17 protein-coding genes and 3 tRNA genes are annotated in these 16013 nt (G+C 67.6%); 10 read left to right on the top strand and 10 right to left on the bottom strand.

Going from position 1 to position 16013, the window contains the following annotated elements; translation table 11 throughout:
- Positions 1-81: 81 nt before the first annotated feature.
- Complete coding sequence (hpt, locus tag ACIOVG_RS04690) at positions 82-633, bottom strand: hypoxanthine phosphoribosyltransferase (protein ID WP_400869549.1); 552 nt, start codon at positions 631-633, stop codon at positions 82-84.
- A 137-nt stretch (positions 634-770) separates the two neighbouring features.
- Here hpt and ACIOVG_RS04695 point away from each other — a divergent pair, with 137 nt between their 5' ends.
- Positions 771-1364 (top strand): DUF937 domain-containing protein, encoded by a 594-nt coding sequence (locus ACIOVG_RS04695; RefSeq protein WP_400869551.1) that lies wholly within the window; start codon positions 771-773, stop codon positions 1362-1364.
- A gap of 111 nt (positions 1365-1475) precedes the next feature.
- Here ACIOVG_RS04695 and tilS read toward each other — a convergent pair whose 3' ends face one another.
- Positions 1476-2474 (bottom strand): tRNA lysidine(34) synthetase TilS, encoded by a 999-nt coding sequence (tilS, locus tag ACIOVG_RS04700; protein ID WP_400869554.1) that lies wholly within the window; start codon positions 2472-2474, stop codon positions 1476-1478.
- A gap of 76 nt (positions 2475-2550) precedes the next feature.
- On the opposite strand from tilS, the gene ACIOVG_RS04705 reads away from it, so the two are divergent.
- A complete protein-coding gene (locus ACIOVG_RS04705; RefSeq protein WP_400869557.1) occupies positions 2551-3216 on the top strand; it encodes a TMEM175 family protein in 666 nt (221 codons plus the stop codon).
- 82 nt (positions 3217-3298) lie between these two features.
- Positions 3299-3790, top strand: a complete 492-nt coding sequence (locus ACIOVG_RS04710; RefSeq protein ID WP_105669436.1) for an inorganic diphosphatase — start codon at positions 3299-3301, stop codon at positions 3788-3790.
- Positions 3791-3892: 102 nt separating this feature from the next.
- Here ACIOVG_RS04710 and ACIOVG_RS04715 read toward each other — a convergent pair whose 3' ends face one another.
- Positions 3893-5266, bottom strand: a complete 1374-nt coding sequence (locus ACIOVG_RS04715; protein ID WP_400869559.1) for a M23 family metallopeptidase — start codon at positions 5264-5266, stop codon at positions 3893-3895.
- 209 nt (positions 5267-5475) lie between these two features.
- Between ACIOVG_RS04715 and ACIOVG_RS04720 the strand changes: the two genes are divergently transcribed.
- The 3 genes from ACIOVG_RS04720 (at position 5476) to ACIOVG_RS04730 (ending at position 5792) form a co-directional block, all read left to right on the top strand.
- Positions 5476-5548 (top strand) — tRNA-Glu (locus ACIOVG_RS04720).
- Positions 5549-5576: 28 nt separating this feature from the next.
- A tRNA-Asp gene (locus ACIOVG_RS04725) sits at positions 5577-5650 on the top strand.
- A 69-nt stretch (positions 5651-5719) separates the two neighbouring features.
- A tRNA-Phe gene (locus ACIOVG_RS04730) sits at positions 5720-5792 on the top strand.
- A gap of 102 nt (positions 5793-5894) precedes the next feature.
- Here the strand turns inward: ACIOVG_RS04730 and ACIOVG_RS04735 are convergent.
- Complete coding sequence (locus ACIOVG_RS04735) at positions 5895-6392, bottom strand: hypothetical protein (RefSeq protein WP_400869562.1); 498 nt, start codon at positions 6390-6392, stop codon at positions 5895-5897.
- A 112-nt stretch (positions 6393-6504) separates the two neighbouring features.
- On the opposite strand from ACIOVG_RS04735, the gene ACIOVG_RS04740 reads away from it, so the two are divergent.
- The gene (locus tag ACIOVG_RS04740; protein WP_400869565.1) at positions 6505-7425 is read left to right on the top strand and encodes an AEC family transporter; all 921 of its coding nucleotides are present in this window, start codon (positions 6505-6507) and stop codon (positions 7423-7425) included.
- 20 nt (positions 7426-7445) lie between these two features.
- On the opposite strand, the gene ACIOVG_RS04745 is transcribed toward ACIOVG_RS04740, so the two are convergent.
- Together ACIOVG_RS04745 and ACIOVG_RS04750 are read right to left on the bottom strand one after the other, a co-directional pair.
- Positions 7446-8765, bottom strand: coding sequence for an FG-GAP-like repeat-containing protein (locus ACIOVG_RS04745; RefSeq protein ID WP_400869568.1), 1320 nt, complete (start codon positions 8763-8765; stop codon positions 7446-7448).
- A gap of 129 nt (positions 8766-8894) precedes the next feature.
- Positions 8895-9203 carry a hypothetical protein gene (locus tag ACIOVG_RS04750; RefSeq protein WP_400869569.1) on the bottom strand — a complete coding sequence of 103 codons (309 nt, stop codon included), beginning with the start codon at positions 9201-9203 and terminating at the stop codon, positions 8895-8897.
- A 99-nt stretch (positions 9204-9302) separates the two neighbouring features.
- Between ACIOVG_RS04750 and ACIOVG_RS04755 the strand changes: the two genes are divergently transcribed.
- Positions 9303-9608, top strand: coding sequence for a hypothetical protein (locus ACIOVG_RS04755; protein WP_400869572.1), 306 nt, complete (start codon positions 9303-9305; stop codon positions 9606-9608).
- Between the two features lie 233 nt (positions 9609-9841).
- A complete protein-coding gene (locus tag ACIOVG_RS04760) occupies positions 9842-11218 on the top strand; it encodes a DivIVA domain-containing protein (protein WP_400869575.1) in 1377 nt (458 codons plus the stop codon).
- 154 nt (positions 11219-11372) lie between these two features.
- Here ACIOVG_RS04760 and ACIOVG_RS04765 read toward each other — a convergent pair whose 3' ends face one another.
- Complete coding sequence (locus ACIOVG_RS04765; protein ID WP_400869578.1) at positions 11373-12404, bottom strand: fatty acid desaturase family protein; 1032 nt, start codon at positions 12402-12404, stop codon at positions 11373-11375.
- A gap of 222 nt (positions 12405-12626) precedes the next feature.
- On the opposite strand from ACIOVG_RS04765, the gene ACIOVG_RS04770 reads away from it, so the two are divergent.
- Entirely contained in the window at positions 12627-13094 is a 468-nt protein-coding gene (locus ACIOVG_RS04770) for a hypothetical protein (RefSeq protein ID WP_400869580.1), read from the top strand.
- Positions 13095-13124: 30 nt separating this feature from the next.
- On the opposite strand, the gene ACIOVG_RS04775 is transcribed toward ACIOVG_RS04770, so the two are convergent.
- The 3 genes from ACIOVG_RS04775 to ACIOVG_RS04785 all read right to left on the bottom strand — a co-directional run bounded on the left by ACIOVG_RS04775 (position 13125) and on the right by ACIOVG_RS04785 (position 15829).
- Complete coding sequence (locus ACIOVG_RS04775; protein ID WP_400869583.1) at positions 13125-13412, bottom strand: hypothetical protein; 288 nt, start codon at positions 13410-13412, stop codon at positions 13125-13127.
- 212 nt (positions 13413-13624) lie between these two features.
- Positions 13625-14599: an intradiol ring-cleavage dioxygenase gene (locus ACIOVG_RS04780; protein ID WP_400869585.1), complete on the bottom strand. Its 975-nt coding sequence runs from the start codon at positions 14597-14599 to the stop codon at positions 13625-13627.
- An 84-nt stretch (positions 14600-14683) separates the two neighbouring features.
- Positions 14684-15829, bottom strand: coding sequence for a low temperature requirement protein A (locus tag ACIOVG_RS04785; RefSeq protein ID WP_400872679.1), 1146 nt, complete (start codon positions 15827-15829; stop codon positions 14684-14686).
- Positions 15830-16013: the final 184 nt, after the last annotated feature.

The following is a 16013-nucleotide window of genomic DNA, read 5'->3' on the forward strand; positions in this document are numbered from 1 at the left end:
TTCACCTCCCTCCCCGGTTCCTGAGCGAGGAGCGCGAGGGACGAGACGAAGGGCTCCCGGGTCGCTGAGCGTGTCGACGCGTCAGCTGTAGACGTGCGGCGCGAGCACGGCGACATCGCGCAAGTTGCGGTAGCGCTCGTCGTAGTCGAGGCCGTAGCCGACGACGAAGTCCGTCGGGATGTCGAAGCCGACGTAGCGGCAGTCGATGACGACCTTCGCCGCTTCGGGCTTGCGCAGCAGCGCGAGCACCTCGATCGACTCGGCGCCGCGCGACTCGAAGTTCTCCAGCAGCCAGCTGAGGGTGAGGCCGGAGTCGATGATGTCCTCGACGATCAGCACGTGCTTGCCGTTGAGGTCGGTGTCGAGGTCCTTGCGGATCTGCACCACACCACTCGACTTTGTGCTGGCACCGTAGCTCGACACGGCCATCCAGTCCATCGGTGCGTGGAAGGGCAACGCCCGAGCGAAGTCGGCCATCACCATGACCGCGCCCTTGAGCACGCCGACCAGGATCAGATCCTTCCCGGCGTAGTCCGCGGCGACCTGCGCCGCCAACTCGTCGAGCTTGGCGAGGATCTCCTCCTCTGTGACGAGGATCTGTGCAAGGTCATCCTGGATCTCCGCGGCGCGCATGGATCGATTTTAGGCGACGGGATCGGATGCTCGGTCCTCGGTGCCGGTCATCCCCCACAACTGCTCCCCGCACCCGGGGCATCCGCACTACTGTGAGCGGTGGGACGGGCTCGCGCCCACAGACGGAAGGATTCACCATGGCCCTTGACGACATCCTCACGCAGGTGCCGATCGATGACATCGCCGCGAAGCTCGGCGTCTCCCCCGAGGTCGCCAAGGCCGCGGTCGAGCAGGGCGGCGCCGTGCTGCTGGGCGGTCTGGCCAAGAACGCAGAGACCGACGAGGGCTCCTCCGCGATCCAGGCAGCGCTGAAGAAGCACGAAGGTGCCAAGAGCGTCTCCACGGTCGACGACATCGACGAGACCGACGGCGGCAAGATCGTCAGCCACATCCTCGGAGCGAACGAGAAGCAGGTCACCCAGCAGCTCACCGAGTCGAAGGCGACCGCCGGTATCGACTTCGGCAAGCTGCTCCCGATCCTCGCGCCCATCGTCATGGGTCTGATCGCGAACGCCAACAAGGGCAAGGCGGACAAGGCGGATGCCGGCTCCGACAGCTCGGGCGGCATCGGCGACCTCATCGGCGGACTGCTGGGTGGCGGCAACAGCGGCTCCGGCGGCGGCATCGGCGACGTGCTCGGCGGGCTGCTCGGCGGCGGCAACAGCAGCGGCTCCGGCGGCGGCATCGACCTGGGCGGCCTGCTCGGCGGCCTCCTCGGCGGCAAGAAGTAGCCACCCGCTTTCCGGGTCGCCACGACGGCGGCCATTCTTAACTTCTGCGGCCTCCTCACCCACGAGAGGCCGCAGAAGTCGTCTTCGGCCGCAAATGTGCGAGCGAGAGAGTCAGTCGCGCGCGGCGAACACGACCTGTCCGCCACGGCGCGCGGCGGAGCATCCGGGCAGGTCGATCGGTCCCTGGCCAGACCAGTCCGTCACCAGGCGCGCCACCTCCAGGGTCTGTGCGCGGGTGAGGCTCACGCCGAACTCGCTGTCGACCACCAGACGGATGATGCGGTTCCGCAGTGCCGCCGGGTTCGCGGCGAGCGCGGCCACGCTGACCGAGATACCGGCCTCCGCGTGCTCCACGATGTCCTCGATCGTCTCGTGGATCATCTCGTCGAACGCTTCGGCATCCTCCCGCAGCTGCTCCGCCGTGCGGGCGAGGGCCTCGGCGATGCCAGGGCCGAGCTCGGCCTCCAACACCGGCAGCACGCTCTTGCGTGCTCGCACACGCGCGAACCGGTCGTCGAGATTGTGAGGGTCATCCCAGAACTCGAGAGCGGATGCCGCGCAGAACGCCCTGGTCGTCTCCCGACGCACCCCCAGCAGCGGGCGGATCCAGCGAAGGCCGTCCTCGTCCTCTCGCGTCGGAGCCATGCCCTGCAGGCTCGTCGCGCCGGAACCCCGGGCGAGACCGAGGAGCACGGTCTCCGCCTGGTCGTCGAGGGTATGCCCGAGCAGCACGGCCGCTGCTCCTTCCGCGCGCGCGACACCGGCGAGCGCGGCGTACCGGGCGTCGCGCGCGGCCGCCTCGACACCGGCACCGGATGACAGGTCGACCTCGACACGGGTCTGCAACGCGTCGTCGACGCCGATGCCCTCTGCCGCGACGGCGGCAGTGCTCGCGATCAGCGATGACCCCTCCTGCAGTCCGTGGTCGACGGTCAGACTCAGCACGCGGATGCCCCGGTTCCGCGCCTCGAAGACGGTGGCGGCGGTCAGCGCGAGCGAATCCGCGCCTCCGGAGAGGCCCACGATGACGGTCGCCTCCTCGGGAAGGTCGGCGAGCGCGATGCGCACGGCCAGACGGAGCTCGGCGATGACGGGTGGGAGTGACGGCACCCCTCCACGGTAGGACACGCACCGGGTTCCGTGCGCACCGGTCGACCGCGGATGACGGGAGGTCTATCCTGGCGCCGTGGCAGATCACTCGGGCGCACGTCCGTTCCGGACCGAACGGTTCAAGGCGTTCGTCGACGCGGTGGTGGCGATCGCCATGACCCTGCTGATCCTGCCGCTCATGGAGTCGGTGTCGGATGCGGCCTCGGGGCACATCGGCACGGCCGACTTCCTCGCCGAGCACTCCGGGCAGCTGCTGAGTTTCGGGCTGAGCTTCGTGCTCATCGCGACGTTCTGGATGGGACACCACCGCCAATACCGCGACGTTGAGTGGATCACGGGTCCCCTGCTGTGGATAAACGTCGCGTGGATGGCGACGATCGTGTGGCTGCCCGTGCCCACGGCCATGATCGGCCAGATGGATGCCGACCCGCTGCAGGCGGTGGTCTACATCGGCACGCTCATCATGACGCAGGTCACGACCCTGGCCGGCTGGCTGTATCTGGGGCGTCACCCCGAGCTGACCACGGCTCTGCCCCAGACCATCCGCGCCGGCGTTGTCGGCGACCTCGCCGCGATCCTGCTGTTCGCCGCAGCACTCGCGATCGCCGTGGCGGCATCCCCGGACGGCTACTGGGGGCTGCTGCTCCTGCTGCTGAGCGACCCGATGAGCCGTCTGCTGAATCGTCTCTTCCGGCAGCGCGCGCCGGAACAGCCCCCTCCTCCCGCCCCACTCACGACCTGATCGGTCGACACCCGCGGGCGTTCAGCGGCCGCGACTAGGCTAGTCCGCGGCATCCAACCGAACTTTCCTGAGGAGCACACGCATGGGCGCACACGACGCCGTCATCGAGATTCCGCGCGGCAGCCGCGTGAAGTACGAGGTCGACCACGAGACCGGACGAGTGCATCTCGACCGCGTGCTCTACACGACCTTCGGCTACCCGGCCGACTACGGCTACTTCGACAACACGCTCGGCGAGGACGGCGACCCGCTCGACGTGCTCGTGCTGCTCGACCACGCCATCTACCCCGGCGTCGTCGTGGAGGTCCGTCCCGTCGCTGTCCTGAAGATGAGCGACGAGGCCGGCGGAGACGACAAGCTCGTGGCCGTGCTCTCCAAGGACCCGCGCTGGGCGCACATCCAGGACATCGAGGACATCGCCGAGTACACGAAGAAGGAGATCTCTCACTTCTTCGAGCACTACAAGGACCTCGAGCCCAACAAGTGGGTCAAGGTCGACGAGTGGGGCAACGCCGCTGAGGCGCAGCGCATCCTCGACGAGGCCATCGTCCGCTTCGGCGAGCAGGGCCACTGACCCCACCACGACGCACAGCGGAGCCGTGCCTGCGGCGCCAGCGCACGAGAAGACCCCCGGTACCGCTCTGCGGCCGGGGGTCTTCTTCGTATCGCGACAGGCTCAGACCGAGATGCCCTTGCCCGCCATGAAGTTGATCGGGTTCGTGTAGGCCCCGTTGATGTACACCTCGAAGTGGAGGTGGCATCCGAACGAGCCTCCAGTGTTGCCGGCGTAGGCGATCACCTGTCCGGTGTTGACCCACTGGCCGCTGCGGACCGCGAACTGGCGGATGTGCGCGTAGCCGGTGGCGATGCCGCCGCCATGCTGGATGCGCACGTAGTTGCCGTAACCGCCGTTATAGAACGCCGCATCGACGGTGCCGGAGTGCGCGGCGTAGATGGCTGCGCCGCAGCCGTTCGCCAGGTCGACGCCGTAGTGCCAGCTCGAGGAGCAGCCGTTCGCGTTGCACTGCTGCGAACGGGGGCCGTAGCCCGAGCTGCGGTAGCCGCCGTGCGGACGCACCCAACCGCTCGCCGCGGGCGCTCCGCCGCCACCGCCGCCTCCACCGCCACCGCCACCTGCGGCGGCCGCAGCCGCAGCAGCCGCAGCAGCCTCTGCGGCCTCGCGGCGCTTGCGCTCCTTCTCGCGCTCCTCCACGCCCTTCTGGTACTGGGCGACCGTCTTGTCTGTGGTGTCCTTGAGCGCGGCGAGCTGCGCCTGCATCGTGGCGAGGTTCGCGGACTGCTCGTCGAGCGCGGCCTGTGCCGCATCCGCCGCCTGCTGCGCCGCGACCATCTTCTGCTCCGCGATCTGCTGCAGACGGTCGCGCTCGGTGCGTGCGACGACGGCCTGATCGCTCAGAGACTGTGCGGAGTTGCGCGCGGCGACCGCATCGTCGTAGACGGACTGGTTGAACTCCAGGAGCTTGTCCATCGTGCCCAGGCGCGACAGCAGCTCATCGGCGTTGCTGGCGGACCCGGCGAAGAACAGCTCGAGAGACGTGTCGTCGCCACCGTTGCGGTACAGCTGCGCCGCGACCTGACCCGCTTTGCGAGCGGATTCGTCGGCGATGCCGGCCTGCTCGTCGGCCTTCGCCTGCAGCTCCTCCGCCTTGGCGATCGCGGCGAAGTACTCCTGCTGCGCGGCGTAGAAGTCGTCGGAGGCGACCTTCGCGGCAGCCTGCGTCTCGGCGACCTTCTGCGTGAGCGACTGGATGAGGCCCTCGATGCGAGTGACCTCTGCCGCCTTGGCCGCCTGGTTCTTCTTCGCCTTCTGCACGTCGTCCCAGCTGGGGTACGACGCAGCGTAGGCGGCGGACACGCCGGAGGTGACACCAAATGCGCTCAGCGCGACGACGCTCAGAGCGCCCAGTCCGAGGGCGCCACGGCGCGTGATGCCGCTCTTGCGGAGCGCGATGCTCTCCGCCGGGCTCGGCGCACACCCGCATTCCGCGGATGCCGCTGCTGCTGCATCCGCTGTGGTCAGATCGTTCACACGGCCCCTTCCGCCGGTTTCACACATGTCACACTAACAACAACTTTCACATCCGCAACAGGTGAGATCGCATGTTCGTGCGCATGGGCGACACCTCCATCGTCCCCCTGAACACGCCCGGGAGGAAGCCGCCGCGCCCTCGATTCGCGATTTGCCTCAGACATCCCTTATGCTTGAGCGTCGGCAAGGAAGTCCCCCGGGACTGACTCGGCCCCATCGTTTAGCGGCCTAGGACGCCGCCCTTTCACGGCGGTAGCACGGGTTCGAATCCCGTTGGGGTCACTCGTCCGATACAATTGAAAACAAGTATGGCCCTGTAGCGCAGTTGGTTAGCGTGCCGCCCTGTCACGGCGGAGGTCGCGGGTTCAAGTCCCGTCAGGGTCGCTCCGTGCGACGGGCTCTTTCTTCGGAGAGGGCCCTTCGTCTAGGACGCGACAGGTTCGCCGGTCGCGCGGCTCTGTAGCTCAGTTGGTAGAGCGCACGACTGAAAATCGTGAGGTCACGGGATCGACGCCCGTCGGAGCCACAAGGACCGTCGTTACAACGGTCCCAGAAACCCTCGCCTAGCTTCTACATGGCGGGGGTTTTGCTTTGCCCTGGTGAGAGCCGGTTCCGCGCCGCGACCGCATCACCCGGCGGCGCCATCCTCCCCGCGGATGATCGCCTGGACCTCATCCTCCGACAGCCGTTGGACGGAGGCCGCTGCCATGCCGAGATCCGGATCGCTGGGCGAGCCGCCGATCGTGCACGCGGCCTCCCCCTCGTAGCCGTTGGTCTGCACGGGCACGAGCACCAGCCATTCGGGACTCACCGCGCGCTTCTCGATACGGGTATTGCCGTCGTCGTACACCACGTCGGCGTCGAACTGGGGCCTGGTGGCGTCGATGCAGATCTGACGCAGCTCCCCCTCTGTGAAGACCGCGGGCGTCTCGGGCTTCTGCGTGGGCTCTTCCGCCTCCGTCCCCGGCTCCGTCGCCACCGGGGTCGGGCTCGCGGGCGCGACCGTGCGCGTCGGAGTGGGCGCGGGAGTGGGCACCGCGGCCTCCGGGGCGCACCCGGCGAGCGCCACCCCGGCGATGAGCGCCACGACGGCAGCGGACCAGCGGGCTCTCGGAAGGGAGGTCATGGTCTCATCGTAGAGAGGTGCACGCGAGCGCAGCTGCTCCCCCTCGGTCATCCGCCGTCATCGATGTCGCCTGCGGTACCTCGCGCGTCCACCTGCTCGATACGCTCGAGTCATGATCGACGCGCTCACCGGGTTCGCCGTGGTGGCCGTGGCGATCGCGGTCGGTTATCTCATCGCGCGCATCGACCTGCTCGGACCGCACGCCCGACACGTGCTGGGCCGATTGATCTTCTTCGTCCTGTCGCCGTTCCTGTTGTTCTCGGTGCTCGCGCACGCCGACGCGAAGATGCTGTTCTCCGCCCTGCTGCCGGTCTCCGCGATCGCCGCCGTCGCCGTGATCGCGATCTACGCGCTCATCGCCCGCTTCGCCTGGCACCGCCCGATGGGCGAGACGGTGATCGGAGCCCTGTCGGCCGGACAGGTCAACTCCAACAACATCGGTCTTCCGCTCTCGCTCTACCTGCTCGGCAGTGCGGCGTACCCGGCGCCCGTCATCCTGATGCAGCTGCTGATCTTCACCCCGATCTCGCTCACGATCCTCGACGCCGTCTCCAGCGCACGCGTCTCGATCCGACGCACGCTGCGGCGCACGGCGACGAATCCGCTCATCATCGGCTCACTGCTGGGGACGATCGTCTCCGCCACCGGCCTCGCTGTCCCCCCGATCGTGATGGATCCCGCGCAGTTGATCGCGGATGCCGCCGTCCCCGTGCTGCTGATCAGCTACGGCATGTCCCTGCACGGGCAGCGTGTTCTCGGAGCGCGGGGGCACCGGCGCGACGTGCTCCTGGCGAGCGGACTCAAACTCCTCGTGATGCCGGCCCTGGCCTGGATCGCGGCGACTCTCGTGTTCGGCCTGTCGGCGCACGAGGTGCTCATCGTCACCGTGCTCGCCGCCCTCCCGACCGCGCAGAACGTCTTCAACTACTCGCAGCGATACGGGGTGGGTGAGACGATATCGCGCGACACGGTGTTCCTCACCACACTCGGGGCGCTTCCGGTGCTCGTCCTCGTGATGGTCCTCCTAGGCTGAGGGAGGCCGGGGACGAGCGGCTACTCCAGCTGGAGGTAGCCAGCCCACCCTGAACCGACCAGCTTCCGGGTGCCGAAGGACCCCGTGCCGGTGCCGGGGTAGAGGTAGAGGTCCCCGGCTGCCGAGCGTGCGATCAGATCCGGGTTGCCGTCGCCGTCGTAGTCGACGCCACCCGTCAGCGCCGTGAACGGCGCCCACCCTCCGCCGATGAGCGATCGCGTGCCGAACTTGCCGCCCGTCCCCGGGTAGAAGTACAGCGTGCCACCGGCATCGACGGCCATGAGATCGCCGAGTCCATCGCGGTTGAAGTCACCGCCGACCAGGTAGCGGAAGCTCTGCCATCCTCCGCTCACGGAGATGCTGGGACTGGAGAACCCGCCCGTCCCGTTCCCGGGATAGATGCTGAGCGCCCCGGACGGGGCGACCGCGACCACATCCTGCTTGCCGTCTCCCGTGTAGTCGGCGCCCGAGGTCACGTGGAGCATGTCATACCAGCCGGTGGCCACTGTGCTCTGGCTCCCGAACCCTCCACCCTTGATGCCCGTGTAGAGCTCGAGGACACCGTCGTTGCGCACGACCAGGATGTCGGCCACACCGTCGCGATTGAAGTCGGCGTGAGTGAGGTGCTTGTGCGCGCCCCACGCTGCGGTGATCACCGACGCGGCGGAGAATCCGGAGCCGGTGCCTCCGCGGAAGTGCAGGTCGCTGTCTCCTGCGACGCCGAGCAGATCGGACTTGCCGTTGCCGTCGTAGTCCGCACGGAAGACGGTGGCAGGAGGAGTGGTGGCCAGACCGGGGAAGGTCATCGGGATGCGCGCCCCCCGCGTCACGTTGGACAGGCACGTGAACCCCTGGTTGATCGCGGAATACACGGAGCCGTTCCGCCAGACCTCGAAGTGCAGGTGGAAGGCCGTCGTCGCCCCGGTCTTGCCGATCACGCCGATCTGCTGCCCCCTGACCACGCGGGCGCCGGGCGCGACCGTGCCCTGCGCCGCCATGTGGGCGTACCGGGTGACATATCCGCCGGCGTGCTGGATGTCGATGTAGTTGCCGTAGCCGCTTCCGTACGCACGGGTCTTGATGACGCCGTCATACGCGGCCAGAATGGGCGTCCCGCCCTGGCCCGAGATGTCGATGCCGTCGTGCGCGCGGTAGTTGGAGCGGCACCCGTCGCCCACCTTGGACTGGATGTTGCCCGACGCCGGATGGACCATCTGTCCGTCTGTCGCAGCGGATGCCGACGCCGCCGGCCCCAGCGACGGAACCAGCACAGCGACCAGAAGGGCCACGGCGGTGACCATCGCGACGCGCACGAGACGCAGCCGTGACGTTCGCTTCATGTCGAGTTCTCTCCAGCTCGGCCGGCCCCAGGGACGCGATGTCCACCGTCGTCACCGTACCAGCGCGGCCACCGCGGCGGTACGATCCCGTGCGCGCGCGGCGTTACGGTGAGGTGCGAGGCACCCTCGTCAGAGCATGTCGAACGCGCCGCTGAAAGGAGAGGAGTCGTCTCCGTTGTCTCGCGCATCGAACTCCACGGTCTCCACAGAGATCACGATGTGACTCGACGAGGAGATCAGAACGCTGACCGAGCGATTGCCGACCGCGATGAAATCCACGAATCGACCACCCGCTTGGGCAGCGAATTCGATACGGCGCTTCAGGTCGGGGACGTCCTGGCCTTGTGCCAGGAAGAATCCGACCTCGTTGACTGCGACCTGGGTGCGAACCATCGTCGGCGTCTCCTTCGTCTCATTCTTCTCGTCCATGTCGTCCATGTCGCGACGCTAGGCCTCTGCGCTCTGTTGCAGAAGGGGATTGCGTCGCGAGCGATTCCGATGCAGGGGACACCTGCGGATGGGCGTACGGTTCTGGGTATGGGAAGACTCAGGTATGACGGCACCTCGGATCCGATCCTCATCGAGGACGCCACGCTCGCGCATCTCAAGATCGTCATCTCCACCAAGCTGCGTCGCCAGGAGAGCTTCATGATGACGTGGCGGCCGGTGGGCAAGGGGCCGGACCAGCGAGCCACCGTGTGGATCCACCCCGCGATCCCGCTGCAGTTCGGTTTCGACGACGCCGATCAGCCGCCGATCGATGCCAAGCTGATCGCCGAGATGATGCGCGTGCTCAATGCCACCGGCGAACTGGTGCTCGATCACCTCATCCACACCCCCTGACGCCGCGAGCGCCCGCTCGCACCGGGCCGCGGTGCACGGAAAACTGGGGCGCATCTCTCAGCAGACGCAACTATGCTGTTAGCGCGCCACCGCTCGGCCCGGCTTCCGGCAGGTCGCTGTCGTGGCACCAGTCCCTTCACGACATTCTTCGGCCGCGTGATCCCGCCGCCCCGCTCTGCGGATCGGTGCCTCTCTCCTCACGACGTGGCCCCGCCAGAAAGGCAGGAACCGCCATGAGCGAATCCTCCGGAACCGCCGATCACGGCGGCCAGCGATCGCCCGACTTCTTCGACCAGCTGATCGAGACGAACCCGCAGGACCCCTCCTCCTTCACCGTGGGCTTCCGCGGGTACGACAAGGCCGAGGTCGATGCGGCACTCGCGACGCTGCGCACCAAGCTCCAGCAGGCGACCGCGGACCTGGCCGACGCCGACGAGCGTCATGCCGCGGCCCTCGAGTCCATCCGCGACGAGGAGCGCGCGTCGCGTGAGGCGGTCGAGAGCGAACTCATCGCCGCCAAGGCCCAGGCCAGCGAGGCCGAGCAGCAGATCGCCACGCTGACGTCCGAGCTCGTCGACGCCCCGAAGGCCGAGGGCCAGGAAGCGCCGTCGCGCCAGCAGTTCGAGGCCATCCTCCGGGTCGCCGAGGAGCAGGCGAACGTGCTGATCCAGAACGCGGCCGTGCAGGCCGACCGCCTCATGGCCGCCGCGCGTGAAGAGGTCGCCGCCCAGCGCGCCGAGGCCGAGGCCGACGCCGAGCGGATCACCTCGCAGGCGCAGCGCGAGGCCGACCAGGTGCGATTGAAGATGGACACCGAGTACACCGCACATGAGGCGCGTCTGGAGCGCGAGGCGAGCCATGCCGCCGAGAAGGTGAACCAGGCGTCCCAGGAGGCGACAGCCATCCGCACCGAGGCGGAGAAGGGCGCCGCCGCACTCCGGTCGCTCGTCACGCGGGAGACCACCCAGCTGCGCGCCGACGCCGAGCGCGAGGTGCGCGAGATGAACGCGCGCGTGCTCGAGTTCGAGGAGACGCTCACCCGCCGCCAGGACGACGCCCAGCAGGAGTTCCTGGTGCTGCACAATCAGGCCGTCGCACATGCCGAGCGCATCACGAACGACGCGAACGAGCAGGTCGCGGCCTCTCTCGAGCACGCCCAGCGCATCTCGGCCAAGGCCGAGGACTACGAGCGACTGATGCGGTCGCAGGCGCAGTCCATCGAAGCCGACGCCCAGGTGCGCGCCCGCGAGACCCTGGAGCGTGCTCGCGTGAAGTCGCAGAAGATCGTCGACTCCGTCACGAACCACACCTCCTCCGTGCTGCGCGACGCCGAGGACCGTACCCGCCAGCTCCGGTGGCAGCAGCAGCAGCTCACGAGCTTCATGGCCGAGGTGCGCGAGCTGATCCGCCCCGACGGCGTGTTCTCGGACGAGAAGTCCACTGCATCGGCTCCGGCCGTGATCGCAGAGCCGGCCGACGAGGACGACGTCGCCCCGGTCGAGGAGTTCCTCGGCGACGAGGTGCTCGACGACGAGATCATCGACGACGACAGCCCGCTCGAGAAGATCACGATCGACGTGGTCGAGACCGAGAAGAGCAACAAGCGCTGAGCCACCGGTTCCTCGAGAGGGCTGGCACGGATCATCCGTGCCAGCCCTCTCTGCGTTCTCGCCCGGTCTGCCTTCTTCGTCGACGCATCCCGTAACGACGAATCGCCCAACCCCTCTCTGCAGAGGGACTGGGCGATCCGGAGAAGCGTGGTGACTACGCGCGGCCGAACTGCGACACGGCAGGGCAGTCGAACGGGTCCGCACCGGCGGAGAGCCCGACGCGGTTGAGGTACTGGATCACGATCGCGTACGACCGGATGAGGTTGGTCTCGGTGTACGGCACGTCGTTCGCGAGGCAGTAGTCGCGCACGACCTCGCGTGCCTTCGACAGGTTCGGACGCGGCATGTTCGGGAACAGGTGGTGCTCGACCTGGTAGTTCAGGCCGCCCATGAACGAGGTGACCCACCATCCGCCGCTCACGTTGCGCGAGGTGCGGACCTGCTTCGAGAAGAAGTCCAGACGAGCGTTCGGATCGATGATCGGCATGCCCTTGTGGTTCGGCGCGAAGGACGCGCCCATGTAGACGCCGAAGACGGCCAACTGCACCCCCATGAAGGCGAAGGCCATTCCGAGCGGAAGGATCATGAACACCGGCACGAGGATGATGATGAAGCGTGCCGCGATGATGCTCAGCTCGATCCAACGCCCCTTGACGTTCTTCTTGGTCGTGAGGTGCTTGAGACCGAGGTAGTGCAGATTCAAGCCCTCGAGCGTGAGAAGCGGGAAGAACAGCCATCCCTGCTTGCGGGTGATCAGCCGGATGAGACCACGGGACTTCGCCGCGTCCTCCTCGAGGAACGAGATCGTGTCGACCTCGATGTCGGGATCCTTGCCCACCTGGTTCGGGTTGCCATGGTGCTTGGTGTGCTTGGAGTCCCACCAGGCGTAGCTCATGCCGATGCTGGCGGCGAGGATGCGCGCCAGGCGGAAGTTGGCGGGACCTGAGCTGAGGATCTGACGGTGGGCCGCCTCGTGCGTCAGGAAGGCGATCTGCGTGAAGACGATGCCGAGGGCAGCGGCGATGAGCAGCTGGAACCAGCTGTCGCCGAGAAGGATGAAGCCGGCGATACAGCCGGCGAGCGCGACGGCGATGCCGACGCTGACCCAGATGTAGAACCAGCTCGCGCGCTGGAGCAGGCCCATCTCTCGGACGACCTGCGACACCTGCTTATATGCCTGCGCCATCGGGGGGAAGTCTGCGTTACCGGCATACGTCTGACGTACCGGCCCGAGCGTTGCGGTTGATTCGATCTCTGAAGTGGAGATGATGCTCTCCCGTCCATCGGAGCCCTGCGGCTGTGAAAGCCCAAGGCGGATGCCCAACGCTTACCTCAGGGTAGCCCCGGCCACATACGCCGAACGGAATACGACAGAGGTGTTTTCGCGACTCCGTGCCATGATCGGCTCATGCCTCGACACGCCCGGGCGGCCGCCGCCGCAGCCGCGCTTCTCGCCCTCGCCACGACCACGGGATGCGCGGGTTCACCGTTCGTCAGCTCCGAGACGTGCATCGACTGGGTCTGGTTCGAGACACCGGCCGACGCCGCCGCGGAAGCCGATGCGGTCGCGCTCGGCCACGTCATCGATCAGGCCGGATCGTCGAGCTACATGGGCATCCCCGCGACGACCTGGAATGTCGAAGTGGACTCCTGGCTCGTAGGTAGCGGCGCCGCGGAGATCGTCGTGACATCGCTCCCCCGCAGCTGCGGCGACACGCACGACGACATGTCGGAGGAGCAGGGCGGCGAAGCGGTGGTGCTGTTCCTGCGCGACGCCTCGTTGGGATGGGAGACCGTCACTCCCCTGCAGGGTGTCGTCCCGGCGACCTCTGAGGGCGGGATCCCCGCCGCCTGGCCCGACGAGACCGCGAACTGACCGACCCATCGGATTGGCCGGGAGCCCTGATCAGGCGCGGGCGCGGCGGAGTCCCCGGCGGAAGGCGCGAGGGAGCGTCAAGGGTGCCCGGCGGCCCCAAGCGGCGCGGGAAGCGGAGATGTTCTCGAGCGCGCCCTGGGCGTCATCGAGGGTCTCGAACGCGCCGAGATCGGTGCCGCGCTCGTCACGGACGAGGTGGGCGGAGCCGTCGAACTCGACGAAGCCGGCGAACTCGCCGTTGCGGGTCGCGACGTGCACGTCGGTGTCGGCCTGCTTCCAGGTCAACGGGTCGGTAGGAGGGAAGGTCGTGATACTCATGGTCATGCTCATTGCTGTGGGGCGGGCGCACGTCGGCGCCTCGCTGATGTGAGATCGAGGGCGGATCCCGCGCGCATCGACGTGCGCGGTCCGTAATGGCCCTGATCAGTGGCGACGTGACGGCCGAGAGGGGCGAATCACTCACGTTGCATCAGACAGTCTAACAGATCGCGCAGTCGACGTCGCGGGAGCGCCCCGCAGTCCCTCCCAGCTCAGCCTGCGGGCGGTTCCCCGCCGCCTCCCGCACTGCCGCCGGGAGCTGCTCCCGCGGTCGGCGTCGTGGTGGTATCGACTCCGACGACGAGGGTGGCCGCGTATCCGCTCGCGACGTCGCCCGTCACCGTGGCCAGCTGCAGCGCTCCGGAGTCGTCGCCGAACACGTTGTCGCTCGCGAGCGTGATGGCGTCGAGGTTGCGCGTGGAGCCGTCGTAGCCGGACTGCGCGTAGACCTCGCTGCATTCGGCTTCGGGGAGCGCGATCTGCGAGGTGGCGATCGCGTTCGATGCATCGGTGATCGACGCCAGATCGGGGTACACCTCGAAGTGGATGTGCGGCCAGCGGCCGGAGTAGCACCCGGGGAAGATCGAGGTGAACGCGACCTTGCCGTCCGCGTCGGCCACCTGCACCCCACGGAGATAGGTCACGTTCTCGAGTCCTTCGGAGTACATCGAGTACTCCCCCTGAGCGGTGCAGTGCCAGGCGTAGACGGCGACTCCCTCGAAGGGCACGCCGCCGCCTGCCAGATCCAGGATCTGGAGCTCGAACGTGAGGGGGACGCCTTGCGCAGTGGCGGATCCATCGATCGACGAGCGGATGTCGGCGCGCACGATGCCGGAGTCCTCGAGCACATCGGGCCCGTTGGAGCCGTCCCCGGGGTACGGGCCGGCGGTCTCATCGGGGATCTCCCCCTCGACGGTCGCTGTCGGAGAGGCGGTGGGGGTCGTCGGGGTCGTCGCACTGGGGGTCGCCGTCGCCGCCGTGCCGCCCGAGGACGCCGGCGTGCACGCCGCCAGGACGACCGCACCGAGGCTGATGCCGGCGAGGCTCAGCATCCCTCGCCTGCTGACCAGGGTGCGGAGATCGAACGCTGCGCCCTGATCGACGACTTCCTCATCGGCTCTGTCGAGGAGGCGACCTTCATACGCCGGTCCGTCGGGAGTCTGGACCGGTTCGGGGATGCGGCTCATGATCTGGCTCCTTTCGCGAACCATCGGGGATCCCCATGGTCGCCGCGCGGCCGATCAAGAGTCTTTGCGCCCCCTTTGCCTCCGCTATGAATCGAGGCGGTCCTTCTCCCTCACGACGGGCGGGCGGATGACGAGCACCACCACGATCCCGATCAGGATCACCGCAGTGAGGGCGACGGGGATGGGAAGCACCGGGTCGAGCAGCACGACGAGCGCCCCGATCGGGACGACTGTGTTCACCACACGGTCCGCGTTCTCACGAATGGCGATCCACCAGATGCCGAGCAGGAAGATCGCGATCGGGATCGTGACGGTGAAGGAGGCGGCCGCGCTCGACAGCTCGCTCTTGCCGGTGAGCACGTCGATCTCGACCTCGACGCCCGCCGAGAACGCCGCCGCAGCCGCGAAGACGAAGTAGTGCGTGTAGCCGTACCGCAGCGTTCGACCGAACGAAGTGATCGCGCGGTGATGCGGCGGCCAGAAGTAGATCCACCACAGCGACGCGGTGACGACCAGCGTGAGCACCGAGATCGCGATGAGCGGTCCGAGGGATTCGACTTCCTTCAGCGCATCGATGATCGCGTTCGCCGAGGCGAGCAGGCTCTCACCGAGGACGATCAGGGTGAACAGGCCGTAGCGCTCGGTGATGTGGTGGGGATGCCACGGCGTCTGCTTCCGGCGCTCCGCGAAGACCGGGACGCTGACCTCGATCAGGGCGAACGCGACGAAGGCGACGATCTGCAGCGGTCCCCCCGGGATCAGCAGGAACAGGATCCACAACACCTGCACCCCCGCGATTCCGAAGGCGTAGCGGCGGGTGGCCGCCCGCAGCTCGCCGGCGGAGCGCGAAGCCCGCAGCCACTGCGCGATCATGGCGAACCTCATCACGATGTACCCCAGGACCGGGATCGTGAAGTTGCCGTGCTCGAACGCGTCGGGGATGCCTGCGGCCATCACCAGTACGCCGCCCATCTGCACGATCGTCGTCACGCGGTACAACCAGTCGTCGGTGTCGAAAGACGTCGCGAACCACGTGAAGTTCATCCACGCCCACCAGATCGCGAAGAAGATCATCGCGTACGACGCGACGCCGTGCACGAAGTCCCCGTGACTGAGCGCATGATGCAGCTGCGCGGAGGCGATGCTCACCGCCACGACGAACACGAGGTCGAAGAACAGCTCGAGCATGCTGGCCGCGCGGTGCGGCTGGGCGGGATCGCGCGGCAGCATACGGCGGAGCTGGAAACGCGCGGGTGCGGTGTTGTCGATCACGGGGGTCAGAATAGCCCCGCGATCAGCCGTGACGACCCTGTTGACCCCCGATTGATCCACACGCACGAATTATCTTCCCTCCGCCCGAACGTTCCGCTATGCTGTCGAGAGTCTGCAGTGCCCGCTGCAAGCACCGCCGTGT

Origin of the sequence: Microbacterium sp. NPDC087591 (assembly GCF_044743625.1) — a bacterium.
Lineage (GTDB): Bacteria > Actinomycetota > Actinomycetes > Actinomycetales > Microbacteriaceae > Microbacterium.